At 59.2% G+C, this 26,525-nt stretch carries 20 protein-coding genes; 12 read left to right on the top strand and 8 right to left on the bottom strand.

The genetic code is table 11. The annotated features are described in order from the left end of the window. Positions 1–17 precede the first annotated feature (17 nt). The 4 genes from EXY20_RS10865 (at position 18) to EXY20_RS10850 (ending at position 7,553) form a co-directional block, all read left to right on the top strand. Entirely contained in the window at positions 18–1,379 is a 1,362-nt protein-coding gene (locus EXY20_RS10865; RefSeq protein ID WP_135550714.1) for an ABC transporter substrate-binding protein, read from the top strand. Between the two features lie 388 nt (positions 1,380–1,767). Continuing rightward, positions 1,768–2,463 carry a uracil-DNA glycosylase gene (locus EXY20_RS10860; RefSeq protein ID WP_235885563.1) on the top strand — a complete coding sequence of 232 codons (696 nt, stop codon included), beginning with the start codon at positions 1,768–1,770 and terminating at the stop codon, positions 2,461–2,463. Positions 2,464–2,671: 208 nt separating this feature from the next. Continuing rightward, positions 2,672–5,095, top strand: coding sequence for a bifunctional diguanylate cyclase/phosphodiesterase (locus tag EXY20_RS10855; protein ID WP_235885561.1), 2,424 nt, complete (start codon positions 2,672–2,674; stop codon positions 5,093–5,095). A gap of 37 nt (positions 5,096–5,132) precedes the next feature. Then, positions 5,133–7,553 (top strand): M6 family metalloprotease domain-containing protein, encoded by a 2,421-nt coding sequence (locus EXY20_RS10850; protein WP_135550710.1) that lies wholly within the window; start codon positions 5,133–5,135, stop codon positions 7,551–7,553. A gap of 227 nt (positions 7,554–7,780) precedes the next feature. Here EXY20_RS10850 and EXY20_RS10845 read toward each other — a convergent pair whose 3' ends face one another. Beyond that, complete coding sequence (locus EXY20_RS10845; protein ID WP_167859156.1) at positions 7,781–9,034, bottom strand: mannosyltransferase family protein; 1,254 nt, start codon at positions 9,032–9,034, stop codon at positions 7,781–7,783. Positions 9,035–9,290: 256 nt separating this feature from the next. Here EXY20_RS10845 and EXY20_RS10840 point away from each other — a divergent pair, with 256 nt between their 5' ends. From EXY20_RS10840 to EXY20_RS10825, 4 genes are all read left to right on the top strand, one after another. Then, positions 9,291–10,217 (top strand): sensor domain-containing diguanylate cyclase, encoded by a 927-nt coding sequence (locus EXY20_RS10840; RefSeq protein ID WP_135550706.1) that lies wholly within the window; start codon positions 9,291–9,293, stop codon positions 10,215–10,217. Positions 10,218–10,219: 2 nt separating this feature from the next. After that, positions 10,220–11,116 carry a helix-turn-helix transcriptional regulator gene (locus tag EXY20_RS10835; protein WP_135550704.1) on the top strand — a complete coding sequence of 299 codons (897 nt, stop codon included), beginning with the start codon at positions 10,220–10,222 and terminating at the stop codon, positions 11,114–11,116. Between the two features lie 69 nt (positions 11,117–11,185). After that, positions 11,186–11,821 (top strand): D-sedoheptulose-7-phosphate isomerase, encoded by a 636-nt coding sequence (locus EXY20_RS10830; RefSeq protein WP_135550701.1) that lies wholly within the window; start codon positions 11,186–11,188, stop codon positions 11,819–11,821. Further along, entirely contained in the window at positions 11,818–12,921 is a 1,104-nt protein-coding gene (locus EXY20_RS10825) for an ROK family protein (protein WP_135550699.1), read from the top strand. The genes EXY20_RS10830 and EXY20_RS10825 overlap by 4 nt, the downstream gene beginning before the upstream one ends. A gap of 306 nt (positions 12,922–13,227) precedes the next feature. Here EXY20_RS10825 and EXY20_RS10820 read toward each other — a convergent pair whose 3' ends face one another. The 7 genes from EXY20_RS10820 to EXY20_RS10790 all read right to left on the bottom strand — a co-directional run bounded on the left by EXY20_RS10820 (position 13,228) and on the right by EXY20_RS10790 (position 23,588). Next, complete coding sequence (locus tag EXY20_RS10820) at positions 13,228–15,468, bottom strand: WD40 repeat domain-containing protein (protein ID WP_135550697.1); 2,241 nt, start codon at positions 15,466–15,468, stop codon at positions 13,228–13,230. Then, positions 15,465–16,595, bottom strand: coding sequence for a hypothetical protein (locus EXY20_RS10815; RefSeq protein WP_135550695.1), 1,131 nt, complete (start codon positions 16,593–16,595; stop codon positions 15,465–15,467). Before EXY20_RS10815 ends, EXY20_RS10820 begins: the two co-directional genes overlap by 4 nt. Next, positions 16,592–17,359 carry an SDR family NAD(P)-dependent oxidoreductase gene (locus tag EXY20_RS10810; RefSeq protein ID WP_235885559.1) on the bottom strand — a complete coding sequence of 256 codons (768 nt, stop codon included), beginning with the start codon at positions 17,357–17,359 and terminating at the stop codon, positions 16,592–16,594. Before EXY20_RS10810 ends, EXY20_RS10815 begins: the two co-directional genes overlap by 4 nt. Before the next feature lie 374 nt (positions 17,360–17,733). After that, positions 17,734–20,175, bottom strand: coding sequence for an FAD-dependent oxidoreductase (locus EXY20_RS10805; RefSeq protein WP_135550691.1), 2,442 nt, complete (start codon positions 20,173–20,175; stop codon positions 17,734–17,736). A gap of 26 nt (positions 20,176–20,201) precedes the next feature. After that, positions 20,202–21,734 carry an extracellular solute-binding protein gene (locus EXY20_RS10800; RefSeq protein ID WP_135550689.1) on the bottom strand — a complete coding sequence of 511 codons (1,533 nt, stop codon included), beginning with the start codon at positions 21,732–21,734 and terminating at the stop codon, positions 20,202–20,204. A 34-nt stretch (positions 21,735–21,768) separates the two neighbouring features. Beyond that, positions 21,769–22,629, bottom strand: coding sequence for a carbohydrate ABC transporter permease (locus EXY20_RS10795; RefSeq protein WP_135550687.1), 861 nt, complete (start codon positions 22,627–22,629; stop codon positions 21,769–21,771). Next, the gene (locus tag EXY20_RS10790) at positions 22,623–23,588 is read right to left on the bottom strand and encodes an ABC transporter permease (protein WP_135550685.1); all 966 of its coding nucleotides are present in this window, start codon (positions 23,586–23,588) and stop codon (positions 22,623–22,625) included. The genes EXY20_RS10795 and EXY20_RS10790 overlap by 7 nt, the downstream gene beginning before the upstream one ends. A gap of 251 nt (positions 23,589–23,839) precedes the next feature. On the opposite strand from EXY20_RS10790, the gene EXY20_RS10785 reads away from it, so the two are divergent. From EXY20_RS10785 to EXY20_RS10770, 4 genes are all read left to right on the top strand, one after another. Then, on the top strand, positions 23,840–24,316 hold the full coding sequence (locus EXY20_RS10785; RefSeq protein ID WP_135550683.1) for a DUF2975 domain-containing protein: 477 nt from the start codon (positions 23,840–23,842) through the stop codon (positions 24,314–24,316). A 10-nt stretch (positions 24,317–24,326) separates the two neighbouring features. Next, complete coding sequence (locus EXY20_RS10780) at positions 24,327–24,542, top strand: helix-turn-helix domain-containing protein (protein WP_135550681.1); 216 nt, start codon at positions 24,327–24,329, stop codon at positions 24,540–24,542. A gap of 71 nt (positions 24,543–24,613) precedes the next feature. Further along, positions 24,614–25,426, top strand: coding sequence for a DUF817 domain-containing protein (locus EXY20_RS10775; RefSeq protein WP_135550858.1), 813 nt, complete (start codon positions 24,614–24,616; stop codon positions 25,424–25,426). Positions 25,427–25,887: 461 nt separating this feature from the next. Next, positions 25,888–26,388, top strand: coding sequence for an AAA family ATPase (locus tag EXY20_RS10770; protein WP_135550679.1), 501 nt, complete (start codon positions 25,888–25,890; stop codon positions 26,386–26,388). Positions 26,389–26,525: the final 137 nt, after the last annotated feature.

The raw sequence follows: 26,525 nt of genomic DNA, 5'->3' as shown, positions 1-26,525 counted from the left end.
AGGAGAAATAAAACAAGATGAAAATTATGGGGAATAACATTTTGCGGATAGTTCCAGCTTGTATGCTCTGCATCACCTTCTTAGCCGGATGCAAGGAAACGTCTGAACCCGTCTCAAGCACATCTCCGGCTCAAACGACGTCCACGTCAAACAAGCCGTTAAAGATCGCGTTTCTGAACGAGCATCAATTTATTCGGGAGTATGGCGATTCGTTTCATAAGAAATTCCCGGACATCCCGCTGCAGGTCATTCCAACAGTGCAAACCGAAGGCGGGGTCATATCGGAACTCGAAACATCGGCCATCTTGCAGGAAAAGCCGGACCTCGTGTTTGGCCCCAATCTTGTAATGGAGTTAGGTGAGGCTGGCAAGTTATTTGACCTATCCGTACTCGCGAAAAGGGAGAACATGGATTTATCCGTCATTTCTCCGGCTGTGATAGATGCACTGCAGGCACTGGGGAACGGGAAACTGGTAGCTCTCGCGTCGGAATTTCAATCCGCGGCGCTCTATTACAATAAGAGTTTGTTTGATCGGCTGCAAATTCCTTACCCAAGCAACGATATAAGCTGGCAAAGTCTCCTTGAGCTGTCCAAACGAATAGCGCGCACGGAAAACGGCAAGTCCATCTATGGCCTGACTCACCGAAACTCTCCCACTGTGTTTCTGAGCCAGTACATCCACGGCGTTGGGGCGCCATCTCCCATTAGCGAGGATGGACGAAAAGCGAATTACACCTCGGTTGCCTATTCGTCTGCTGTCGAAGCGGGGATTGCTGCATTTGCAAGCGGCGCTTTTTATCTCCCCCAGCAAAATCTCCCTGCCGCACAGTCGGTCGCTGAATCGCTTAATCGAAATAAGTTCGTGACAGGGGAAGCCGCTATGACTATCGATTCCCCTGGTCTTATGACTACACTCAAGCAAGCCGCCGACCAAGGAATACCCTCGTTTTCCTGGGATCTGGTGTCGGAGCCGATCCATCCGTCGAAACCAAAGGACTCCCAAAATATCGTTGTGTCGAGCGTGTTCGGCATGATGGCGGATTCTGAGAAAAAAGATGCGGCCTGGACGTTTCTCAAGTATTTGATCAGCTCGGAGTTGGCGGCGGAATTGCCCAAAACCAAACCTCACTTTCTTTCCGTTCGCCTTGATGCTGGCGGGGAAAGGGACGGTCGCAAGCTGGATGCCTTCTATGCGCATCGGCCGATACAGATTTCCCCTCGGCGGTTACCGAAGGAAATTTCTCAGGAATATAATAAACTTCACACGGAAGAAATGACGAACCTGCTTTATGGCCGAAAACGTGTTGCCGATGGCCTGCAATTCCTCCAAGATAGCGTTCAACGATTGCTGGATCAGGCGAATGGGTCGGGGAAGTAAGTTTCAACGCCTGAACAAGCAGTAACCAAACGATCTGCGCCGGGGGGACCGCCGAAGAGGTCTCCCCATCTCCGCGAAGCACTATGCCTTCCGCCCCGTAATCGCGCAAAACACCGGCGACGCTGCCGCGAGTGGTTATGCCGATGAGCCCCTGCACCCCGCTGTGCGATCCTCAATGCATTGGACAGCGCGGGAGACGAATTTCCGGATTTTCTGAACTGTACGTGAGATGACTTTCCGTCGTCCTGCAGCAGCATAGCGTCGGACACGCCCTAAACTGGGAGCACATGCGTGCCGATATAAACAAAAAAGGCTATTCGCGTTTGGGAGGAAACCGCCGTCAAGCGCAAAACGGTTCCAACCCGCGAGGCAGATGGAGGCGCACAGCTTGTCATTTCTAACAAACGATTGGGCAACGTTGCTGGAACCCGAATTCGCCAAACCTTACTATAAACAACTGCGGCAATTTCTCAAGGCGGAATACGCGTCCACGACGATTTACCCAAGCGCGAACGACGTATACGCGGCGCTGCGTCTTACTTCCTACGAGGACACGAAGGTCGTCATTCTGGGACAGGACCCGTACCATGGTCCCGGTCAAGCGCACGGGCTGAGCTTTTCGGTCAAGCCCGGCATCAAGCCGCCGCCGTCGCTCGACAACATCTACAAGGAACTGCATCGCGATCTGGGCTGCCGCATGCCGAACAACGGCTTCCTGGAGCATTGGGCGAAGCAAGGCGTGCTGCTGCTGAACAGCGTGCTTACCGTACGCGCCGGCGCGGCCAACTCGCACAAGGGTAAAGGATGGGAGGTGCTGACCGGAGAAGTGATTTCATTATTGAACAAACGTCCTTGTCCGGTTGTCTTCCTGTTATGGGGCAGACAAGCGATGGACAAGATGACGCTCATTACGGAATCGCGCCACTGCGTGATCAAATCGGCGCACCCGAGTCCGCTGTCCGCGCATACCGGATTTTTCGGCAGCCGCCCCTTCTCGAAGGCAAACGCGTTTCTGCGCAAATCCGGATTGCCCGAAATCGACTGGCAAATCCCGGACATCGACTTTGCGGACAGCTCCGTTTAGGGGCGTGTCCGTAAACCCGCTCAGGTGAATCGTTCACTGCAAGCATGGAACGAAAATTCGGCCCAATCTGCTGCCTGCGGAGTTTCAGACACGCCCAAGGCAACTGTTGAACAACGTCGAACATTGTCGAAGCGTGGAAATATTTGCTGAACTATAGCCGATTTACTGGTATGATGTTGGGGAATCGGATGATAGGGGTGCCAGGCATTTGGAGCACATACACCACTCATACAATATGACGCTGGTCATATTCTCCTCTTTCATCGCCGTTATGGCGTCTTACACCGCGCTTGATCTGGCGGGACGCGTCACCGCTTCCGTCGGCGCCGCCCGCAAGCTGTGGCTGCTCGGCGGCGCGGTCGCCATGGGAGTCGGCATATGGTCGATGCATTTTGTGGCGATGCTCGCGATGCAATTGCCGATCCCGGTAACGTACAACCTCTGGATTGTGCTGCTGTCGCTGCTGATTGCCATTGCAAGCTCGTTGCTGGCCTTGTACGTCGTCAGCAGGACAATCGTGTCGCTGCGGTCGCTGGTGCTCGGCGGGCTCGTCATGGGCGGCGGTATTGCCGCGATGCATTTTACCGGCATGGAAGCGATCCGGCTTCAAGCCGTCATCCGCTACGACGCCGACTTGTTCGCCTTGGCTGTGCTCGTTGCGGTAGCGGCTTCCATTGCGGCGCTGTGGCTCAGCTTTTCGTTTCGTGACGACACGAGACGCGAGTGGACAACCCGCAAGCTCGGCAGCGGCGTCGTAATGGGGGCCGCCATCGTCGGCATGCATTATACGGGCATGTCTGCGGCCAAGCTCATCCCCGACAGTTCGGTTCGGATAAGCCTGGAGCAATCAATCGCCACCGAAACGATCGCCTACGAAGTGGGCATTGCGACGTTATTCATGCTTGGTTTTACGCTTATCAGCGCCATCTTCGACCGAAGGCTGGCGTCCCGTACGGCCGAGCTCGACGCAAGCGAATTGCACTATCGTTCGTTGTTCGACAACAATTCCGACGCGGTTTTTTCGGTCGATCGCACCGGCAGCATCCGCAGCGTGAACCCGGCCGTCAAACGAATTACCGGTTACGACGCGACCTATTTCATCGGCCAGTCGATCCATCAATTCGACGGTTCCGAGCTGCCGTCCTACATAAGGCAATTTCAGGAAACTTTGCGCGGCAATCCGCAATCGTTCGAGATGTCGCTGCAGCACAAGCACGGCCACCGCGTCGAGCTGGAAGTGACTTGTGTGCCCATCTCGCAAGTAAGCACGGTGATCGGCGTTTATTTCATCACGAAAGACGTTACGGAAGCGCGGGCAAGAGAAGCGCGCATCAACGCACTGGCCTATCGGGACGAGTTGACCGAGTTGCCGAACCGGCGCAAATTCATCGAGCTGGTGGAGGAATCGCTCCGCCATACGGCCGGATACAAGGACATGCCTTCGCTTTGCTACCTCAACATTGACCGCTTCAAAGCCGTCAACGATGCGGCAGGCAATATTTCCGGCGACGAAGTGCTGAAGCTGCTCGCATCGAGAATGGCGGAATCGCTCCCGCCGGGGGCCATTCTGGCACGGCTCGGCAGCGATCTGTTTACTTTCTTGCTTCCTCGTTCCCGGGGGGCGGACTATACGCTCCGGACGGTCAAACGGCTTATGGCCGTAGTCGCAAAACCGATCGTGGTACGCGGATTCGAGTTCCATATGTCCGTCAGCGTTGGCGTCGCTTTGATGCATGCGCATGGAGAAGACGGCGAAACGCTGATGAAAAATGCCGAAACAGCGCTCCACTATGCCAAAAAGATAGGGCGCAACAACGTGCAAATGTACGATGCGTCCATGGACGAGGACTTCAAGCTGAAGCTGGAGATCGAGTCCGGCCTGCATCGGGCGATCGAACGCAGGGAATTCGTCGTGCACTATCAGCCGCAAATCGATTTGGCCAGCGGGGAAATCGTTGGCGCCGAGGCGCTGCTGCGATGGAACCATCCCGAAAAAGGGCTGATCCCGCCGGGCGTCTTCATTCCGGTCGCCGAAGAGACGGGGCTGATCAATCCGATCGGGGAATGGATTATCCGAACGGCCTGCCAGCAGAACAAGCTGTGGCAAAATGCGGGGCTTCGGCCCATCGTGGTATCCGTCAACTTGTCGATCCGGCAGTTCGAGCAGCCGCATCTGGCGGAGACGATTGGGCACATCCTCGAAGAAACCGGGCTCGAGCCGCGTTATCTGGAACTGGAAATTACGGAAAGTATGGCGATGGATGTGCAACGCGCGCTGGAGACGCTGGGTCGGCTCAAACAGCTCGGGCTGAACATCAGCATGGATGACTTCGGCACCGGGTACAGCTCGCTCAGCTACTTGACCAAATTCCCGATCGACAAGCTCAAGATCGACCAATCGTTCATTCGCGAAATTCGCGACGATTGCAGCGATGCCGCGATTATTTCAACCATTGTCGCGATGGCGCGCCACTTGCAGCTGAAAGTAATCGCGGAAGGTGTCGAGACGGAAGAGCAGCTTGCTTTTCTCCGCAGCCAGCAATGCGATCAGATTCAAGGCTATTATTACAGTCCGCCGCTGCCGCCCGAGAAGCTTACGGCATGGATCGGCGGCAAGGAACAAGCATCGTAACGCGCGCCAACTTGGGGATGGGAAGGATGAAGAAATCGTGTCGAAGCTATGGGGGAGAAAGCCGCTTGCGATCGGCTTGACGGCGCTGCTCGCGCTGCAACTGGCCGTTGCCGGAACCGCGTCGGCGATCGCGCCGCCGCGACCAGGCGAACTGGAGAAATTTCAGCAGGAGGGAACGCTGGAGCAGCATGCGGAGGCGGCGGAAGCGCTGGGCGGCCACAAGGTGGAGGAAGATTTGGCGGAACAGCTGCCGAACAAGCTGCGCGAACTGACGGGAGCGGCAGCGTCCGGGCAGTCGGGAGATCAGGCGGCACCATACGACGGCGGCGACGTATTCCGCATGATGGAATCGTTCCAATTCGCGCCGCCAAGCGGCAGAACCGGTTCGATGCCGCGTACCGGCACGGCCAAGGCGCTCGTGCTGCTGATCGACTTTCCCGACGTGAGGGCGACGGCCGACAATCCGGTTGCGGACGTGCAAAGCTCGTTCTTCGGCAATGGCCTCGATGCCAAGCCGTATGACAGCGTCAAGCAATATTACTACCGTTCCTCTTACGGCAAACTGACGATCGACGGCAAAGTGCTGGATTGGTTTACGGCATCGCACAACCGCAGCTATTACCAGCCGGCGAATACATCCTTGTCGTCGTCGCAGGAAGCGGTGCAGAAGCGCGAGGAACTGATCAAGGAAGCGCTTGCCTATCATGCAGGGAAAGGCGAAGATTTTTCGCAATATGACAGCGACGGAGACGGCACGATCGACGGCCTGTATGTCAAATGGACCGGAGACGCCGGCGCCTGGGCTACGTATTGGTGGGCGTACCAGACCGGCTGGAGCAGCAGCAGTCCGGTCGTCGGCGGGAAAAAGATCAAAACGTACGTCTGGTCCTGGATCGGCAACGCCGCCTACGATGCCAGCCACCCAACGATCAAGTATTATCCGCAGGTCGACATTCACGAAACCGGCCACATGCTGGGCTTGCCGGACTATTACGATTATACCGACTGGAATAAAGACAATAACCGCGGCGGCGTCGGCGGGCTTGACATTATGGACGGCAACTGGGGCGATCATAACGCTTTCTCGAAGTTTTTGCTGGGATGGCTGACGCCACGCGTAGTCGCCAAGACCGGGAAAAAAACGATCGAGCTGAAGCCGTCCGGCACCGATGGCGATGCGGTGCTGATTATGCCGGGGGCGACGGGCAGCGAGTTCGGCGAGTTTTACATGGCGCAGTACCGCAAGAACGAAACCGGCAACGACTACAACTATCCGACGAACGGTATGGTGATTTGGCATATCGACTCGCGCCTGAATACGGCGGGCAACGACTTTATGTTCAACAACGGATCTTCGGCGCACAAGCTGATTAGCCTGGTCGAGGCGGATGGTCTCGGGCAGATTGGCAAGGACAAAGGGAAACGAGCCGATGCGGGCGATTTCTATACGACAGGCAAACAGTTCGGTCCGTCTACCAAGCCGAACAGCAATACGTATGCCGGGACCAAAACGTACGTCTCGGTCGGCAACTTCGGCGCAGCCGGCGCAACGATGTCCGCCGATTTCGAAATCGGCGCGGCAACGACGCTGGAGGTAACGGTAACGGACGGGGCCAAAGCGCCTGTCGGCAATTTGTACGTCACCGTTACCGACGCGGCCGGCAGCGATATTACGACCGATGTGGCGGGCGAAGGCAATACGGCAGTCACCGACGAGACGGGCAAGTTCAAAGGAGCCATCAACAAAGGCAAGTATGAGGTTTCCGTAACGGATGCCGCGTATACGCAGGTGGTCAGTCTGGCGGTTACCGTATCCGGTACGGGCAAAGCGGCGCTCACGTGGCCGAGCAAAGATAAGCTCGACGCGAAGAAGCAAGGGGCGATCGGCGGCGTCGTGCTGAAAGGCGGCAATCAGCCGGCCAATGGCGTCAAGGTGAAGGCGGTTAACGGCAAATCGTCCTGGAGCGCAACGACGAATGCCAAAGGCGCGTTCCAAATGATCGTTCCGACGGGAACGTACACGCTGATCGTTTACGGAGAGGATTATAGCGAAACGTCGAATGCGGCAAGGCAATACAAGAATGTGGCGTACAAAGGGATCAAAGTGACGGCGGGAATGCAGGCGGGCCCGCTGACGGCAATGAATGCGCAAACGGCGTGGGGAGATTACGATTTGCTCGGCGAGGCCAGCACGACGAAAGCGAAATCGGGCACGATTACGGTGAGCGGGTCGGCGGCAGCCGGCAGCACGGTGACCATAGCCCAGGTCAGTGTGGACGGCGACACGATAACAAGCAAGACATTCGTCGCAAGCGCCGTTGCCAAAGCGTCCAAGGGCGCCGCAACGGGCACATATAAAGTCAATTTGGCCAAAACGTACAGCGGCGGCAAAATCGTCATTACCGCCATGGACGAAGCAGGCAACTGGGAGTCGAGCTCCGTCATCACGCTTCCATAACGGCAGCTTCGCCAAGCCAAACAGGCATCCTAGGGCGTGTCTGAGAACTCCGAGGACAGCAGATTTTGCCGAATTTTCGTTCCATGCAAGGCGGTTTTGCGCAGGCTTACCGGGGGTAAGTCAAGCAAAGGCAACGCAGCAGGGGGCGAAAAGGCGGTGAAAGATGCACCTGAGCGGGTTTTCAGACACGCCCTAATATCGGGTGCCTGTTTTTTTGCGCGCTTTTCTCACACGACAAAATAGTAATTATTGATGTAGCCCAGCGTGGTAATGACGCAGAGCAGCACAAAAACGAGCAAAAATGTCAGCTTCAGCAGCTCATGCCGCCAAACGAGGGCGACCAGATACAAATAAAACGGGATGCATACCATCATATAGCGAATGACGCTTGTCAGCGAGTGCTCCGAGCTGGAGAACGGAATGACGACAAGCAAGGCGCCGTAGACGAACAACAGCAACTCGCGCGGTTCGCGCCAGAACGAGCGTCCCTTCGTGGCCGCATATACGATCATCACACCGCAAACGATCGTCGCCATCGCCATGGAAAGCAGACCGTTGTCCCAGCCGCCGGACCCGATAAAATAAGGGTAGTCGAAATAATTGACGTAATTGGCGAACGGAGTGGTGGTGGCCCGGCTCCAATTGATCTGTTCGTGCAGCGGTGCGAGGAAGTCGCCGGTCAGATGCTTCATATAGGCAAAATAGGCGAGGATCGGCACCAGCGACAGCAAGCCGTAACCGGCAAACCGGAGGTCGCGCCATGACCAGCGTGTTCCTTTGTCAAGCAGCAAGGCTAGGACCACGAACATCAAATTGATCACGCCGGGCACGCGGGTGGCGGCCGACAGTCCGGCGCACACAAAGGCGAGCGCGTATTGCTTGTTGGACCCGTAGTACAACGTGGCGGCGCATAACAGCAAAAACAGGCTTTCGGTATACGGGACGGAAAAATATAACGAAGCCGGGTACAGCAGCACAAACAACAGCGTCAGCTTGGCCTGGGCGGGTGTAAAGCCACGCAGCAGCGCAAGCCGGTACAAGTAGTACATCGCAGCGATCAGGAACAAGTTGGAAGCTATTACGGCAGCGACATCGGCGCTCAGGGCAGGCAGCTTGGCAAGCGCGGCAACGGCCAGCGGATAGAGCGGGAAAAACACCCAATCGGCCGGCGGGTGCGACTCGTCGATGGCGAACCGGTCATAGCCGTTCGTGGCGATTTTCAAATAAAATTTGCTGTCAAACCTCGCCATGTCGTCGACGCCCGGAAGCTTGGTCTGATCGAGCATGGCGGGGAGCTTGAGCTGCTGCGCTTGCCACTCGTCTCCTTGGCGGACGGTTTCGTATACGGGCGGCACGGTATAATCGACGAACAAATTGCCGCCCAAATAACCGGCTGCGTATAAAAAGGCGCGAGTGACGGCAACAAGAAGAACGGCATAGAGGATGATTCGGCTTCGTTCGGAGATCGGTTTCGTCTTCATGTCGGCTCCATTTCCCCCTTTTGTGCACATCGGACAAAGGCTATCAGTTGAAAGCGGCAGGTGTAAAGTGAAGATTATGTAAATCAGTACCCATCTTCAGTCATTCTGCCCCTTCCGACGTTTTTTTTTCAATCATCGTGCGCAAAATTGTATTATAATGAAGAGTAGAGCCGGAGCGTATTAATGGACCGGAATCATCATGCCCATTCATCCTGCGCCGCCCGGGGCGGCATCAAGCAATAAGGAGAGATGAAGAGTGCCCGGCAGACAACGTTTGGAGCGGCTGCCGATCGAGCAGCTGCTGGATAACGGCGGATTTTTGCTTTCCCTGATCGGACAATTATGCGATTCTTTCTACATATTGGACACACGCGGGCGATTGCATTACGCTTCGCAGCCCTTCCGTAAGGCGCCTTCCGCCATAAACAGCCTGACGCTTAAAAAAATGCTTCGTTTTATCGATGCCGGCGACCGGCTTACGGTGCAACAGGCGTTTCGTGCGGCCATACGCAGCCGGCAGTCGGTTTCGCTCGAATTCCGCGGCAGTCCGGAAGAGAACCAGCATCGCTGGTACGATGCGAATATTATTCCGGTACCGGACGAGCACGGCGAAATCGCGCTAGTAGTAGCTACGGCCAAAGATATTACCGAACGCAAGCGGAACGAACTGGACCTCAGCCATCGCGCTTTCCACGACGCTTTGACCGGATTGCCGAACCGGGTGCTGTTTCAGGAGCATCTCGCGCAAGCGCTTGCGCACGTCAGACGGTCCCGGCAGATGCTGGCTGTGCTGTATCTCGATATCGACGACTTTAAGCTGATTAACGATTCGATGGGACACCATGCCGGAGATACGTATTTGCGCATCATGGCCGAGCGCATTCGCGGCTGTTTGCGGCAAAGCGATTCGTTCGCGCGTATGGGCGGCGACGAATTTACGATTTTGCTGTCGACGGTCGATTCGCTGGAAAGCGTCGTGCTCGTCGTCAAACGGATTTTTCAGGCGCTGCAGGTGCCGTGGAAGTTCGAAAATCAGGAGTTTGTGTCGACGATCAGCATGGGCATCTCGCTTTACCCGATCAATAGCGACGATGCGGCGACGCTGCTGAAGCAAAGCGATATCGCGCTGTATCAGGTAAAACAGAAAGGGCGCAACGGGTTCAAATTTTATGCGGGGCTGTAGCGATGAAACGAACCCGCCGCATTCCGGAACGGCTGACGACGGAACAATGGATGGTTGCTTCGCCGCACCTCAGCGTGGAGCGCAAGACGGCAACCGGTTATTACCCGCTGCACTGGCACGAGTTCTACGAGATGGAGTTCGTGCTGCGGGGAAACGCCGTGCAGCTGTGGAACGGCGTCCGTTGCGACATTCGAGCGGGCAGTTTTTATTTGTTGACGCCATCGGACTTTCATGAGGTGAACATTCCCGAAGGCGAATCGGTCGAGCTGTATAACGTCAAATTTTCCGAAGCGATGATCGGCGGCGAATTGCGCGATCGGCTGCTGCACACGGAGCGTACTCCGCTTGCGGCAACAGGCGGCACTTTCGCCGCCTTGTCCGTTTCGTTCGAGCGCCTGTTCGGCGAGTGGACCGGCACTGCCGCATATCGGCAGCTAGCCGTACGCCATGCGCTTGAGCTGCTGCTGATCGACTGGCTGCGGATGACGGAAGCGACAGGGCGAGAACGCGCTCGCGCGGACAGCGGCGGCAAGCCGGCCGTTGCCGCGGGAGAAGAAACGGAGCTGCCGGGGGCCATGCTGCGCGAAGCGATCGCCTATGTGCAGCAGGAGTTCCGCGAGCCGGTGACGCTGACCGAAGCGGCAAGGCGGTGCGGTCTTTCGCCCGCTTATTTCAGCGCGACCTTCCATCAGGCGACGGGAGTGCCTTTCTCCGCCTATGTGCAGAATGTGCGGCTGCAGTTCGCCCGGTCGTTGTTGTCGAGCTCGGCGCTTTCCGTGACCGACGTTTGTTATGCCAGCGGGTTCCGGTCGCTCAGCCATTTTCTTCGTTCGTTTAAAGCGAAGTTCGGCCAAACGCCGGCCGCCTATCGTAAAATTAGCGATACAAATCATACATAAGGCGAAGTTTCGGGATCAGGCTATTGCTACAATAATATCGAGTGTTATCACGAGAGGAGCCATGTTACCATGCATCACGTTCTGAAAACATTGATCGGCAGATATCCGGAGCTTGACGAGTGCGCGGCGCAGCTGGAGGAGGCGTATGCGGCGCTTGTTTCGTCGTACCGCGCGGGCGGCCAACTGCTCGTCTGCGGCAACGGCGGCAGCGCGTCGGACAGCGAGCATATCGTCGGCGAGTTGATGAAAGGCTTTATGCTGAAACGGCCGCTTGGCACGGCGGACCGGGATAAGCTGGCCGCGGCGTTTCCCGAAGAAGGCGACTATTTGGCGAACCATCTGCAGGGAGCGCTGCCGGCGATTTCGCTCGTCAGCCACAGCGCGCTTATTACGGCGTATAGCAACGATGTGGCGCCGGATATGATTTTTGCCCAGCAGGTGTACGGCTACGGGCAGCCGGGCGACGTCGTGCTCGGCATCAGCACGTCGGGCAATTCCGGCAATGTCGTGCGTGCGATTCAGGTGGGCAAGGCGATGGGGCTGCGCACGATCTGCCTCACCGGACGCAAGGGAGGCAAGCTCGGCGCGTTGTGCGACGTGGCGGTCCGCGTGCCGTCGGACAGCACACCGGATATTCAGGAGCTGCATTTGCCGATTTATCACGCGCTCTGCGTTATGCTGGAAGAGGAGTTTTTCGGCCAATGACGAAGCTGCTGGCTGGACTGGATATCGGCGGCACCAAATGTGCGGTCAGCCTCGGGCTGCTGCGCGAGGAAGGCGTGTCACCGCTGGCGCGCGTCAGCTTCCCGACGCCGCGGACGCCGGATGCGGCGCTCGCGCAGCTCGGCGACACGTTGGCGCGGCTACTGGCGGAGCATGCGGAAAACGAGGCCGGGCTGGCGGCTAGTGATGCGGGCGGGAGTGCGGGGAATACGGCGGGAAAAGCGGCGGATGGCGCGGGCGAGAGTGCGGGAGGAGCGGCGCGACTCGCGGCGATCGGCATCAGCTGTGGCGGGCCGCTTGACAGCACGCGCGGCCTGGTGTTGTCGCCGCCGAATTTGCCCGGCTGGGACGGCATCGACGCCGTCGGTCCGTTCCGCAGCCGGTTCGGCGTGCCGGTGGCGCTGCAAAACGACGCTAATGCTTGCGCATTGGCGGAATGGAAGTGGGGCGCCGGCGCCGGCAGCCGGCACATGGTGTTTCTGACGTTCGGTACCGGGATGGGGGCCGGACTGATTTTGAACGGCCGGCTGTATGCCGGCGCGAACGACATGGCCGGTGAAATCGGCCATATGCGGATGGAGCCGGACGGGCCGGTCGGTTATGGCAAAGCCGGCTCGTTCGAAGGCTTCTGCAGCGGCGGCGGCATTGCCCAATTGGCGGCGACGATGGCCGGGAAGCGGCTTCGCGAGCTGGCTGCCGCGGGTGGCGACGCGGCGAGCGAAGCGCCGGCGTTCTGCCGCACGGCGGACGAGCTGCCGCACGTTACCGCGCAGAAGGTCGGCGAAGCCGCCCAAGCCGGCGACGCGCTGGCGCTGGAGGTGTTCCGCGTCGTCGGCGAGCAACTCGGTCGCGGCCTGGCCGTGCTCGTCGATGTGCTCAACCCCGAGCGCATCGTCATCGGCAGCATTTACGGCAGGCAGCAGCAGCTGCTGGAGCCGGTGGCGATGGCAGCGCTGCGCCGCGAGTCGCTGGCGATTGCGCTTGACGCATGCCGCATCCTGCCCGCCGGGCTTGGCGAACAGGTAGGCGACTACGCGGCGCTGTCGGTTGCGCTGCTCGCGCTTGAGGCGAACGAGGAGTAGGAGCGGCGAGAGTAGTCCAATATACATTAAAAAAACCGCTTGCCGGACGTAATGGCGTCCGCGCAGGCGGTTTTTTTTGCGCCGGGACGGCACCTCTATCAAAATAGGCCATAAAAAATGGCCTATTTGCCTTTTTTGCCCGCCGCATCGAAAATAGCCAGCGAAAACACTGGCTATTATGTCCAAGCAGTCCTCAAAGCGAACTTTTCTACGAAATAGCCAGTGATTTCACTGGCTATTTGCTTGCGGATAACCATTTTTGCCGGAATAGCCAATAAAACATGGCTTATTTCCGAGAACCCCGCTTTACCTGGGACCTTCGATGCCGCGATAGCGGACGACGCAGCCGTACAATTCCCCCGACGCCACGCACAGCCACTCTCCGGCGCGATCGTAGGCGAGGCAGGAGAGATAATGGATATTGGCCCATTCGGTATCCGCATCGGCGGGCTCGGCGTTGTCCTTGACGACGCGCGGCCGCCCCAGATCCGTCAAGCCGCTCGCCGGAGAGAAACGAAACACATGCCCGGCATCGTCGACGCCGCCGTAAATGCCCGCCACCGTGTCGTCGCCCAGGCGGATGAACCCGCGCAGCGGGCCGCTCGCATACAGCCGGCCGTAAGCAACGGTCCGCGAACCGTCCGGCGGCATGCTGAACAGCATCCCGTCGCCCGTACCGGCCACGATCGTGCCGTCTTCCAGCACAGCCCCGCCCGTAATGACGGCGCGGAACGCCCGGCCGCGGATAGAAGGCGTCCGCACCGCCAGTGTCGCACATTGCGCCGTGGCCGCATCGTACAGCAGCAAACTGTCGTCCTTGCCCGACAGCAGCAGCCGATCGCCCGGCAGCGGCAGGAGCGTGCCGCCGCCCGGTTGGACACGCAAGTTCGGGAGGGACAGCCAGCTGCGGTCTGCCGGCCGGAACCGGCTAATCGCTCCGAAACGGTCGCTTGCCAGCACGTGACCCGCATCGGTGACGCCGTGCAACCGGACAATGCCGCCCGCCGGAACGGCTGTGTCGCTTATGCAGTCGCCTGTCGTCATGTCGACGAGCAGCAGGCGTCCGTCGGCGGTCGCAACCGCCGCGGTGAACGCGTCGATGCCGACGCACGACAACGGGGCGCCGTCATGGACGACACGCATGCATGCCGGCGAGTCTTCGCTCATGGAGGTGACGGTCCAAATCACCGAACGTGTACCTCCGAGCGCATACAGCCGCTCTTGCCGCACGATCATATGCAGCAGTGCCGTGTCGCGCCATGCCATATGCCGGTGCAACGGCAGCGTGCGAGTCGTCGCGGCGGCAATATGCATGTAGGCGGCCGCCCCCACGCCGTTGTAATCCGGTTCGGCATACGGCACCAGCTGCAGCCGCGGCGCTTCCGGTCCCGGAGGATGAAGCCGCTTTACGTCGACGGCCACGACATACGGCGAGTGCTCGCCGCATACGTCCACCATATGCAGCCATCCGTCCGGCTCGTAAATCATTTCGCAAATGTACTGCGAATCTTTGCCGCCGGGAGACACGAGGCCGAGGTTTTCCGGTTCGCCGCCGTTCAGAATATCCCAGCGTACGAGCCGGATGGGGCAGTAGGCGTCGTCGTACGTTTTCAGACCGTAATATAGTACGAATCGTTCGTCCGCTTCCAGGCCGCCGATGCCGTATGCGCGCTGCGCCGGGCAGCGCCGCAGCTGAATGGAGCCGTGGCGCGTCACCTCCAGCGAGTCCGGGTGCAGCTCGATCATTTCGCCGTCGAGGTTGTCGACCAGGAACAGCGTGCCGCGCGGCGACTGCAGGGCGAACAGGAACTGCCGGCGATGCTTCGTTCCGTTAGGCGATTCGAAACGGATTTTCAAATCGGCGATTTCGTCCGCGGCGGGGTCGTATCGCCACAGCTCGCCCGTATAGGAGCCGCCGTAAATACGGCCGCGATCGTCCTTGGCCAGCCGGCACGAGGAAAATTCGGACACTTTGCCGTAATCGCGTACCTCGTTCGTGAGCAGGTCGAGCCGGTAAAAGTGGCCGCGCATATAGCCGAGAAAATAATAGTAGCGCGGGTCGTCGCCGAGCAGGCCGCCGTAAATGCTTTCCCGCGGGACGGGGATGCCGCGGACGGACACCTCGTCCGTATCGGGATCGACGATCATCACCACGGAGCCAGGGTACCCTTCCCACGGGTCTTCGTAATGCTGCTCGAACATCCATTGCCGGTGCCCGGGCGCCGGCGCCGTATTGTGCGTCGCCATGATGAGCCGGCCGTCCGGCAGAAAGTCGATGCTCGTATGGATTTTGCTCGGCGGCATGGCGCGCGGGTCGACGATCCAGACGTCGGCCACGTCGAACATCAGCCGCAGCTCTCCCGAGTTCGGGTAATATTCGTATAACCGCGCCGTCAGCGGTTTTTCGTTCTCGCCGCACACGCTGATGAAAAAACGGCCCTGCGGCGACCGTTTGAAATCCCACACCGCGTTGTGGCCGTCTTCGTTCGGCAGCTGCACGAAGCGCATGTGCCGCTCCGGGATGGCCGCTTCCCAATTGTCCCTCATTCGTCCGTTGTCTCCTTCTGTTCGGGAAGTCCGTAACCGATGGCGAGCTGCGGCGTTTCCAGCGCGCCGCCCGCATAAAGCGCCTCGATCGCGTAATAAATCATGCCGGTCGACATAAGCGTCCTTTCCATGGGAAAAGGGGGCCGGCCGGTCAAAACAAGCGTTTCGATCATCCGCGTCAACCGTTCAAAATGGGCGAAAGGACGATCGTCGTCGCTTTCGCATCGGGCAGCGGCAATCCGGCCGCCGTCGTCGCGGAAAGCGAACGCCCACTTTTCGATCAGCCGCTCGAACTGGACGACCCAGCCTCTTGCACCGTCGGCGTATTCGAGCGCGAACAGCACCGGTTCCGCTTCGAGGCGACGCGGGTGAACGGCCGCCGCCGCGGGAATAGCGGCCAACGCCTGCAGCAGCAGCTCCTCCGGCCATTCGCCGGCATCCATCGCCTGCCACACGGCGGCGCCCCGCAGCGCTCGCACGGCACGAATGCCGCTTTCACCGCCGGTTCGCCGCTCCGCCAGCGATTGCAGCACGTCCATCGCATGGAAGCCGTACGATTCCAGGCCGCCGGAAGAAACGACAACGATGTCGCGCAGCCCGCTCAATCGAGCCGGATCGAACGGCGGCACCGCTTCGGTGTGCGGGATGGAAGAGCCGCCCAGGAACGGGATATGCCGCTTCCGGAGCTGCTCGTACATCCACCGGGCGTCGGCGAACTGCCAGGCCAGATGTTTGTCGCAGAAGATCGGCACGACGCGTCCGAGCTCGTCGAGCGCCGCCAGCGCCTCTTCGAGAAACCGCCTTCGTGGATACCGGATGCGTCCCAGGGGATCGAGGGGATAATCGCCGTGTTCGCCGACCAGCACGATGCCGTCGACGCCGCCTTCCGCCAGCACCGCTTCGCGGATTGTGGCGCAGAGCGGAATCCCGTGCCGACTGGCTGCTTCGCGGCTCATGTCGTTTGGCGGCAGCTGGTCGGCGTAAAGCGAGGCGACGCGGACGTGCGGCGTGTAGCCCCAGTCGCCCAGCAGCCGGCCGACGATGACGTCGGCGTGGGAGTTGGGGCGGTATTCGGTGAAAATCGCCGCTATTTTGGGCTTGGCCGCTGCGTTAAGGGAGCCGCTCATACGTGGAACCCTCCGTCGACAGGATACAGCGAGCCGGTTACGTAAGAGGCGGCGTCGGATAACAGGAACGCCGCCACTTCGTTGATTTCGTTCGGCCGGCCGCTGCGGCCGAGCCAGCTGTGGCGGCGCATCGCGAGCCGCGCTTCTTCGGACAACGCCGCCAGCTCCTCTTCCGGCTTGAAATCGCCGGGCACAAGCGCGTTGGCGCGGATGCCGTACGCGGCATAATCGGCGGCGATGACGCGCGTCAGTTGGTTCAGCCCGGCTTTGGCCGCGCCGTAAGCGAGGCAGCCGGGCTGGACAATTTGTCCGAGCACGGAGGACGTATTGACGATGGAGCCGCCTCCCGAGCGGATCAGCAGCGGAATCGCGTGCTTGCCGACGAGAAACGCGCTCGTCAGCGTGCCGCGCAGCGTCGCTTCCCATTCCTCGAGCGTTAGCTCCAGCGCGGGCTTCCACACGTTCGTGAACGCGTTGTGATACACCCCGTCGAGCCGGCCGAAGCGGCGATCCAGCGCGTTCATGACGCCGCGCACCTGATCCTCGTCGCCCAGCTCCGCTTGCCGAAACGCGAACCGGCCGGCGTAAGCGCCATGGTCAATGCCGCGCTCCTCGTCCGCCAGCAATCCGGCTACGTCGGGATACCGCTCCGCCGGCAGGCGGTCGCAGCCGAACACGGCGGCGCCTTTCGCGAGAAACAGCCGGATCGCCGCCCGGCCCGCCGTGCCGAGACAGCCGGTGATCAGAATGACTTTCCCGTCCAACGTAGTGATTGTTTTCCCCTTCCTTTCTTTGTCCCAATATTACTGCGGTTTAAAGACGAGCGGGGAGAGGGGGAGGAGAGCAGCCGGCTTCCAAAATAGCCCATAAAAAATGGCTTATTCGCCCCATTTTCCTCGACTCCTCGAAAATAGCCAGTGAAAACACGGCCTATTTGCCCCGCAAACCCTCAAATGGTGCCTCGCTGCCCGAATAGCCAGCGATTTCGCTGGCTATTTCCGTGCAACAGTCAATTTTTTACCCGATAGCTAATAAAACATGGCTTATTCTCAAACGCAACCGCTTCGGAGCGGGTATGCGGCCAATCCGATGCAACCGCCGGCACAATACGACATGTGTTGTCCGGCGGCGAGAGCGCTCAATCCGGATAGCACCGCACTTCGTACAACGCTGCCGACGGGTCGCCGTTCGTGGCGAACACCGTTACGCGCAGCCGGTCGGTCCGAACCGGCGCCTCGGGCACGATCGCCGCGCGGCGCTGGTAGTTGCCGAAGATCGCGCCGACCGGCATCCACCGCCCGTCGACGAACGCTTCGGCGGCGATATCCCGGGCGCATTGCGGATCGCGATACAGCGCCGGATATTGGCGGTAATCGCGCAGCAGGCTGCCTGCGCACGTCAGTTCGACGCGGCCGATCGCAACCGGCCGCTCCCATGCCAGCTCCAGCCATTGCGGCAGCGGCTGCGCCGGATCGGAGCGCCACAGGTTCGGGCTGCGGTACGGCCGCGTTACCCCGCTGAGCACGGCGGCGGCTCCGTATACGAGCTGCGCCGGTTCGATGCGGAAGCTCATCGTCCGTCCGTTGCCGTACCGCCTCATCTGACCGTTGCCCATGTCATAAGCGCTTGCGTGTCCCGGCTCGACCGCCGCCGCCTCGTGCCAGCACACGTGCGGGTTGGCCAGCAGGTCGAGCCGCACGTAGCGGCCGCGCAGCGGCGATACGTCGAGCGCCGCTGCCCAACCGGCCCAGCGCCGAAGTCCCGGCGCCACTTCCAGCAGCGTCGTCGCAAGCGGCTCGCCGGGCTCGACGCGGTAGTCCCAGATGTGATCGACGGCATAAAGCCGCGCTTCGACCCGCTGCGCCGTGTCCGTCCCGTTGTCCAGGCAGACGGCGAGCCGTTCGATCCGGTCCGCGCCGACGGCGATCCACTGGCCGCGCCGGCGAACCAGCGGGCCGGCTTGCGGCCCGCCTTCGTCCGGCTCGCGCGGGTCCGGCTCGCCGCCGGAAAGCGCAGCTTCGCTGCTGGCGCGGACCGTTGCCGCGCGGGCAAGATCGCGCGGATCTTCGTTAGCCGCGTTCGGCAGGAAGCAGCCGTCGCGCAGCAGCGCCTGCTGGACGGCGGCCGCCGGAACGCCGCGCAGCGGCTTGCCGGCGCGGGAGGCGAGGGCGGCGGCGGTGCCGGCCGCCTGGCCCATCAGCGCCGTCGTGCCCATGACGCGCACCGTGCCGAGCGCCGCGTGCGTGACGCTGACGTTGCGGCCGGCCATCATCAGGTTGTCGACGCCGCGCGCAAGCAGGATGCGCAGCGGGATGCCGTAAGGGCCGACATAACTGCGGGCCATATAGGTGCCATTCGGGTCGTGCGCTTCGACGGCGGCCTTCTCGCTGAAAGGAGCGAGCAAGCCGCCGGGCTCGTGCAGATCGACGAACCAGCCGCCGTACGCGACTTCGTCCGCAAAGACGGTCCGGTTCAGAGGATCGTGTTCGGTCATCAGGTAGTCGCCCATGATGCGGCGGCTTTCGCGTTTGCCCGGCACCTGGCCGATCCAGTCGAGCGCATAAGTCGCCGCTTCGTCCTTGAGCCGGGGATCGCGGTTTTTGATCCAGTCCCAGATCCCGAGCACATGCCGGGTCAGTTCGTGGCGCAGCGTTTCGTTGTCGTAAATCGTGTGCCACGGCACGGACAGCTCGATCCACCAGAAGCCGTTGCGCGGATCGCCCGGCCAGCGGCCGGCCTTGTAGAAGAAGTCGGGATTGTCGTAACGAACGGCCCAGTCGGGGGCGGTGAAGGGGACGGGGTAGCCGACGTTGCGCGCTTTAAAATGCAGCGAGCTGCCCATCACCGCATCGCTTGCCTGCTCCGGCGCGTGCGGCTCGCCGAATTCGACGCGGCTTTCCGTGCCGAGCCGCCATTCGCAGCCGGCCATCGCCGCCACGAAACCGTCTCCGGTGCAATCGACGAACGTGTCCGCGTACAGCGTCAGCTCCGTTTCGGCATGCGCCACGCGGGCGACGACCGCTTCGATCGTCGCCTCGCCGCTCGTTGGCTGTCCCGCCTCGCCGCTGCCCGCCGCTGTGTCGCCACTCTCTGCCGCAGGCCGCCCCGCGTCATCGCCGTCCCGCATCCGCACCGCCGTCACGGTGGCGTTGAGCCGCAGCGTCAAGTTCGGCGTGCGCATAACCGCATCGTACAGCACGAGGTCCCACACGCTGTTGATGTAGCCGTTGTCGAAGCCGGGCTCCTCGTGGTTGCGCGCCCGCTCCTCGATCAGCAGCTCGGAGACGATGCCGGTCTCCCGCGCGTAGGCGTGGAAACTGGCCGCTCCTTGCGGCGGGACGCGGATTTCCGAAGAGCTGGTGCCGCCGAGCACGGGGCGGTCCTGCACGAGGCAGACCCGGGCACCGTGCCGGGCGGCGGCGATGGCGGCGCACAGCCCCGCCAGCCCCCCGCCGCACACCACGATATCGTAGCGCTCGCCGACCGACCGCGTACCGCCGCCAGCCGTACCGCCAGCCGGACTGCAGCTTGTCGTTCTGCCGACAGTTGCACCGCCGCCCGCGATACCGCCGCTTGCCATTCCGTCGCCAGCCGTACCGCCGCCGATCACTTCACGTACCCGAGATCTTTCAGCAGCTTCTGCGCGTCGGCCGTGCGCGTTTCAATCGCGAATTTCGCGTTCATCGTTTTCACGTAGTCGTCCCATTCCGCCAGCGGGCGTTTGTTGTACAGGAATTTGACCAGCTCTTCGTACTCATAGCGGTCGTCGGCGACCGTACCCGAAGGAGCGGGAACGAACTGGCTGTAAATCTGGATGCGCGGCTGGTTCATCGCAAAATCGATGTAAGCGCCCTGGTTGACGAATTTTGTCTTCAGGTAGTCCATTTCGCTGCGGCCCGTCAATTGCTCCTGGTAGGCGTAGCCGAGCTCGGACATGGCCGGCAGGGCGACGACTTTGCCGTTCTCCAGCTTGTAATGCGTGCCTTCGACGCCGTAGTTGACGGTCAGCTGGCCTTTTCCCGGATCGGTGATGTAGTTGAGGTATTCGAGCACCTTGTTCAGTTTGTCCGGCTGCTTCTCCAGCGACTTGGACAACGCGATCAGCCCTTGCGTGTTTCCGATGTCCCAGTGCCCCTGGAACTTGCCGCCCGGCCCGGTCAGCGCGCCCAGCTGCGCCCATTCCGCGTTCGGATTGATCGCTTTCCACGTTTTGGTGATCGCGTCGGTAATCATCGAGGACCAGTTGATATAAATGACGCCGGCCTGGCCTTTGAACACTTTGTCCGTCGGGTTCTGGTTGGTCAGCACTTCCGGGTCGACGACGCCGGCCTTGATCAGGTCGGCAATATACGCTACCGCGTCTTTCATCTTCGGATCGGTCGTCGTGTACACGACTTTGTTGTCGCGGATCATCCAGTTGCCGGGATTGGCGACGCCGAAGGCGGAGAAGATGCCGCTGAACGCCGGCAGATCGGCGCCGGTCAGACCGTACGTATCCTTCTTGCCGTTGCCGTCCGGATCTTTCTCGGTGAAGGCGATCAGCACGTTTTTAAACTCCTCGAGCGTTTTCGGCTGCTCCAGTCCGACCTTCTTGAGCCAGTCGGCGCGAATCCAGTAGGTGGCCATCGGAATCGTCTGCCGTTTGTCGAGCGAGTAGATTTTGCCGTTGTATTTGCCCCGGTTCAGGTCGGAATCGGTGTACGCTTTTTTTACGTTCGGCATTTTGTCGAGGTAAGGCCCGAGATCGAGCAGCAGGTTCTGGTCGGCGAACTGCTTGAGCGTGCTTTTGTTGACCGAAAAAAGATCGGGCGGCGTGCCGCCGGTAATTTTGGCCGTCAGCACCTGGCTGTAATCGGTAACGCCGATGTTGAAGTCCATGACCATGTTCAGATCCTTGTTCAACTGCTGGATGATCGGATCCTTGTCCTGCGGCGGGTTGCCGCCCCCCCCTTGAATGTACGCAGTGAATTTGACCGGCTCCTTCGGCGCCGCGCTTGCTACGGGCGAAGCCGAAGGCGAGCCTGCCGCTGACGGCGATGCCGTCGCCGCATTGTCCTTGCTTCCGCCGCCGCAGGCCGCCAGCGCAACGGCCGAAACGAGCAGCACCGTCAGCGCGCTTGCTGTCCCCTTTTGTTTCATCGAATGACACCTCTTTCAGCTTGTGGTATTTATCTCAGCCCTTGATCGATCCGAGCAAAACACCTTTGGTGAAATGCTTCTGGATGAAAGGGTAGATAACGACAATCGGCAGCGCGGTCAGAACGACCGCCGCCATCTGCAGCGATATGGTGGGCAGCGTTTCCTCGATATTCATCTCCGGCGCCTGCCCGGCGCGCAGCACGTTCTGCAGCATCACCTGCAGTGGATGCAGCCTGCGGTCGCTGATGTAAATGATCGCCGCAAAAAACTCGTTCCAATGCCCAACCGCATAGAACAGGCCGATTGTCGCCATGATCGGCATCGACAGCGGCAGCACGACGCGCACGAGAATGGCGGTTTCGCCGGCGCCGTCGATGCGGGCGGCTTCGTCCAGGCTTTCCGGCAAATTTTCAAAAAACGCCTTCATCACCAGCAGGTTGAACGAGCCGATTGCGCCGGGCACGATCATCGCCCATACGGAATCGAGCAGTCCGGTTTCCTTGACGATCAGGTACGTCGGGATCATGCCGCCGCCGAACAGGGTGGTAAAGACGATCAGCAGCAGGAAAAAATGGCGGCCCGGCAAATATTTTTTGGCCAGCGGATAGGCCATGAGCGACGTCAACGCAAGGTTGACCAGCGTGCCGACGACGGTGATGAACACGGTAACGCCGTAGGCGTGGGGAATCAGGTCGTCCTGCAGAAACGCCCGGTAGGCGGCCAGCGTGATGTGGCGCGGTACGACCAGGAAACCGCCGTGCTTGAGCACTTCGCTGTAAGGCGTAAGCGAAACGCTGATGACATAAAGCAGCGGGAAGACGACACTGACGACAAGCAGCGAAAGCAGCGCATATACGCTGGCCGTGTACAGCCGGTCTTTCCATGCCGTTACCATATCGCACCCTCCCAGCGTCTGGCGAGCCGGTTGGCGCCGACGATCAGCACGATGCCGATCAGCGTTTTGAACAAACCGACGGCGGTTGCGAGACTGAAGTTCATGTCGACGAGGCCGACGCGGAACACCCAGGTGTCGATAATATCGGCTACCGGATATACGTGCACATTGTACATGATGTAAATTTGCTCGAAGCCGGCGTCCAGCACGTGGCCGAGCCGCAGCACGAGCAGCAGCAGGATGACGCTGCGGATGCCCGGCAGCGTGATGTGCCAGATCATGCGCAGCCGGCCCGCGCCGTCGCAGCGCGCCGCTTCGTACAGCGACGGGTCGATGCCGGCGATCGCCGCCAGATAGATGATGGCGCTCCAGCCGACGCCTTGCCAGATCCCGGTGCCGACGAGAATCGTGCGGAACCAGTCGGTCGACGTCAGGAACGGCACCGAATGGCCGGTCGCCGCCTTGATCCATTGGTTTAGCAGTCCGTCCGTCTGCGACAGCAGGGCGATAACCAGCCCGTAAATGATGACCATGGACAGGAAATGAGGCAAATAGCTGACCGTCTGCACGAACCGCTTGAACCACTCGTGCCGCACTTCGTTGAGCAGAATCGCGAGGATAATGCCCGGCGGCATGCCCCAGACGAGCTTGTACAAGCTGATGAGCAGCGTGTTGCGCAGCGTCTGCATGGCGTACGGGGACTCCCAGAACATCTGAAAATACTTGTACCATGGGTCGGCCCACGGGCTGCCGAACATGCCTTTGAGGATGTTGTACTCCTTGAAGGCGATAATCGCTCCGTACATGGGCGCGTAAACATAAATCGCGTAATAGACCAGGCCGGGAACCAGCATCAGATAGAGGGCGCGATAACGCCAGATGATGCTGCCTGTGAGCCGGATCGCCCGTCGCGGTCGGTGCGCTGCCGGAGCGGCCGCTTCTGTTGGTGCTGCTGCCATAGGGTCCCTCCTTGTGTCGATGAAGCGCTGTCATGGAATCATTATAGCCGGGAGCCGCAGCCGAAAATATGCCGCAAGGCGATCAAAATGTCGGTTTGGCAACGAAGTTTGCGGAAGGCGGAAAATGGCAGCCGAGGCGGGAGTGACGGGGGAAACAACAAAAACATATTTATAAAAAACAATTTTTTATTGATAAACGATAAATTGTGCGATAAAATCGAGGCAAACTTCCGAAACGAGGTGCGCTTGTCATGGAACGTGTTCCAACCCTTTTTCTCAAAATAACCGTCGTGCTGATCGCCCTGCCGATCGTTGCGCTGTGTCTGGTCGGCTTGCCTACGTTCGCCATCCGGGCGGCGGATTATTTTCCGGCTTATTGGCTGTATCCGGCGCTCGCCGGCTTGTACGCGTCCGCCGTTCCTTATTTTGCCGCGTTGTATCAGGCGTTCCGGCTGTTGAATCTGATCGACGCGAAGATGGCGTTTTCGCCGGTATCCGTCGCTGCCATCCGCAAGATCAAGCGCTATGCGATCGCCATCTCGGCATTGTACGCGGCCAGCACGCCGTTTCTCTATTTCCTGGCGGAAGCGGACGATGCGCCGGGACTGTTGGTGCTCGATTTGGCCATCGCTTTCGCCTCCATCGTCATTGCGGTGTTTGCCGCCGTGCTGGAGAAGCTGCTGCAAGCGGCCATCGCGATCAAATCGGAACACGATTTAACGATCTGAGGTGAAAAATATGGCGATCATCATCAATGTTGACGTAATGCTGGCCAAACGGAAAATGAGCGTAACGGAGCTTTCGGAGCGGGTCGGCATTACGATGGCCAATCTGTCCATCCTGAAGAACGGGAAGGCGAAAGCGATCCGCTTCTCGACGCTGGAGGCGATCTGCAGGGCGCTGGACTGTCAGCCCGGCGATATTCTCGTTTACGATAACGGCAAGGAGGGGTAGGCATGACGGCGGAACAGAGGAGCGTCCGGGCGGAGAACGTTGAAGCGGCGAAACCGATCCCGGGAACGACGATGGCGAACCGGCTCGCGCAGCTGCTGCATTTTGGCTATCATCAGGCGATGAGCTGCCTGTTTCCCGTGGCGATTTTCGGCACACTGACGCTTTCCCGACTGGTCGAGATCCCGTTCATCCACCGGTACGACGCCATCCTGTTCGTCCTGCTTGCCGTGCAGTTTCTGATGTATCGCAGCGGACTGGAAACGCGCGACGAAATGAAAGTAATCGCCGTCTTTCACCTGATCGGGCTGGCGCTGGAGCTGTTCAAAGTGAGCATGGGATCGTGGTCTTACCCCGAACCGGCTTACACGAAGCTGTTCGGCGTGCCTCTCTACAGCGGATTCATGTACGCCAGCGTGGCCAGCTACATGTGCCAGGTGTGGCGCAGGCTGCGGATGGATATGACCGGATGGCCGGGGCTCGCTGCCGCCGGGCTGCTGGGCGGGGGCATCTACTTGAACTTCTTCACCCACCACTTCCTGCCGGACGTGCGCTGGTGGCTGACGGCGCTGGTGCTGCTCGTATTCCGCAAGACGTGGATCATCTACCGCGTCCGGGCCGCCACGTACCGCATGCCGCTCACGCTCGCTTTCCTGATCGTCGGCTTCTTCATCTGGCTGGCCGAAAATATCGCTACGTTCCTGGGCGCCTGGCAATACCCGGATCAGGAGCAAGCCTGGCGGCTCGTCGGCTTCGGCAAAATCAGCTCATGGTTTCTGCTGATCATCATCAGCGTCATTATTGTCGCCCAGCTCAAATATGTCAAAGCCGGCCGCACGTCGGGCGACGGCGGACGTACGCACGATCCGAATGACCGAAGAAAATAAAGTACTAGACTGAGTAAATAAAGTTGTAGATTGGCGCCCGTTTGTTAAGCTAACGGGTAGATTAGTTCCAACTGGAAAAAATAATTTATCATTGACCACTTTTCTAAACTACCTTATTATGGTGACAAATGGTGAATGGTGGGATAAGTGTATTGATGATGATGGTTATGTTCCTGATAGAGGTTAAGGGTTAATTTATAACCTGATATCGAGCGGCCGTGATTAAAGCACTCTACTGTAAGTTGTAGGGTTGGATTTGCTTTGTCTGCGTCTGCGCACACCTCTCTTGAACACCATGATCATCACTGCTTCCGCAATGAATGAGCGAGACAAAGTATATTTTGTTTCGGCATCGTTACGACGAAAAGCCGTGGGTGAACAATGTTCATCCACGGCTTTTCTTTATTCATTCACCTATTTCAACTGTTTATCCAAATTTAATAACCAAAGGTGGAAGTTCAATGACTAAATTACCACTATTTGTTGTGACAGGTGCGAGTGGAGCTGGTAAGAGTACCGTTTGCTCATTAGTTCGGGAGATGCTTCCCAATTTTGATGTTTTTGATATGGACATTATTAATAACGTTGATTGGCAAATTGCTAAAGCTAATTGGTTGAGAATTGCTTATAGTATTTCTTTGAGTGGTCGTGGCACAGTCCTTTGTGGAACGATGGTTCCTGAAAATATCGAAGCAGCAGACCATAAAGATAAATTTGATAGAATTCTTTATATTAACTTGCATTGTGATGACGCTACACGGGAGGAAAGATTAACGGCAAGAGGATGGGAAAAGAGCCTAATTGAAGAATATGAAAAATTTGCAAATTGGTTAATACAAAATGCAACAGCAGCATTTAACCCACCTATGCCAACGATTAATACAACAAATCTTCCACCGAAAGAGGTAGCAAAACAAATTAAAGACTGGGTCATGATGAACTGGTACGGAACTCCGCATTAAGCTATCGGAGACGATAGTTCAATCAAGCAGCGACAGTCTAGGATTTTATTTTTTCTTCCTTGGCTAATTTAAGATAAGCCATTTTTCATCGCCTATTTCGGTCGAAATGAGCGGTCGCAGCAAAATAGCCAGCGATT

The sequence above is a fragment of the Paenibacillus cymbidii genome, from assembly GCF_004764705.1.
GTDB classification, from domain to species: Bacteria; Bacillota; Bacilli; order Paenibacillales; family NBRC-103111; genus Paenibacillus_AN; species Paenibacillus_AN cymbidii.
This window is presented reverse-complemented; position numbering and strand designations above follow the sequence as displayed.

What these genes read in the sequence shown, in the direction of transcription:
- EXY20_RS10795 (WP_135550687.1), bottom strand. Translation starts at nt 22,629, where the DNA reads ATGGTAACGGCATGGAAAGACCGGCTGTACACGGCCAGCGTATATGCG.
- EXY20_RS10780 (WP_135550681.1), top strand. Translation starts at nt 24,327, where the DNA reads ATGGCGATCATCATCAATGTTGACGTAATGCTGGCCAAACGGAAAATG.
- EXY20_RS10845 (WP_167859156.1), bottom strand. Translation starts at nt 9,034, where the DNA reads ATGAAGACGAAACCGATCTCCGAACGAAGCCGAATCATCCTCTATGCC.
- EXY20_RS10775 (WP_135550858.1), top strand. Translation starts at nt 24,614, where the DNA reads ATGGCGAACCGGCTCGCGCAGCTGCTGCATTTTGGCTATCATCAGGCG.
- EXY20_RS10805 (WP_135550691.1), bottom strand. Translation starts at nt 20,175, where the DNA reads ATGGCAAGCGGCGGTATCGCGGGCGGCGGTGCAACTGTCGGCAGAACG.
- EXY20_RS10825 (WP_135550699.1), top strand. Translation starts at nt 11,818, where the DNA reads ATGACGAAGCTGCTGGCTGGACTGGATATCGGCGGCACCAAATGTGCG.
- EXY20_RS10800 (WP_135550689.1), bottom strand. Translation starts at nt 21,734, where the DNA reads ATGAAACAAAAGGGGACAGCAAGCGCGCTGACGGTGCTGCTCGTTTCG.
- EXY20_RS10835 (WP_135550704.1), top strand. Translation starts at nt 10,220, where the DNA reads ATGAAACGAACCCGCCGCATTCCGGAACGGCTGACGACGGAACAATGG.
- EXY20_RS10770 (WP_135550679.1), top strand. Translation starts at nt 25,888, where the DNA reads ATGACTAAATTACCACTATTTGTTGTGACAGGTGCGAGTGGAGCTGGT.
- EXY20_RS10865 (WP_135550714.1), top strand. Translation starts at nt 18, where the DNA reads ATGAAAATTATGGGGAATAACATTTTGCGGATAGTTCCAGCTTGTATG.
- EXY20_RS10785 (WP_135550683.1), top strand. Translation starts at nt 23,840, where the DNA reads ATGGAACGTGTTCCAACCCTTTTTCTCAAAATAACCGTCGTGCTGATC.
- EXY20_RS10830 (WP_135550701.1), top strand. Translation starts at nt 11,186, where the DNA reads ATGCATCACGTTCTGAAAACATTGATCGGCAGATATCCGGAGCTTGAC.
- EXY20_RS10820 (WP_135550697.1), bottom strand. Translation starts at nt 15,468, where the DNA reads ATGAGGGACAATTGGGAAGCGGCCATCCCGGAGCGGCACATGCGCTTC.
- EXY20_RS10790 (WP_135550685.1), bottom strand. Translation starts at nt 23,588, where the DNA reads ATGGCAGCAGCACCAACAGAAGCGGCCGCTCCGGCAGCGCACCGACCG.
- EXY20_RS10815 (WP_135550695.1), bottom strand. Translation starts at nt 16,595, where the DNA reads ATGAGCGGCTCCCTTAACGCAGCGGCCAAGCCCAAAATAGCGGCGATT.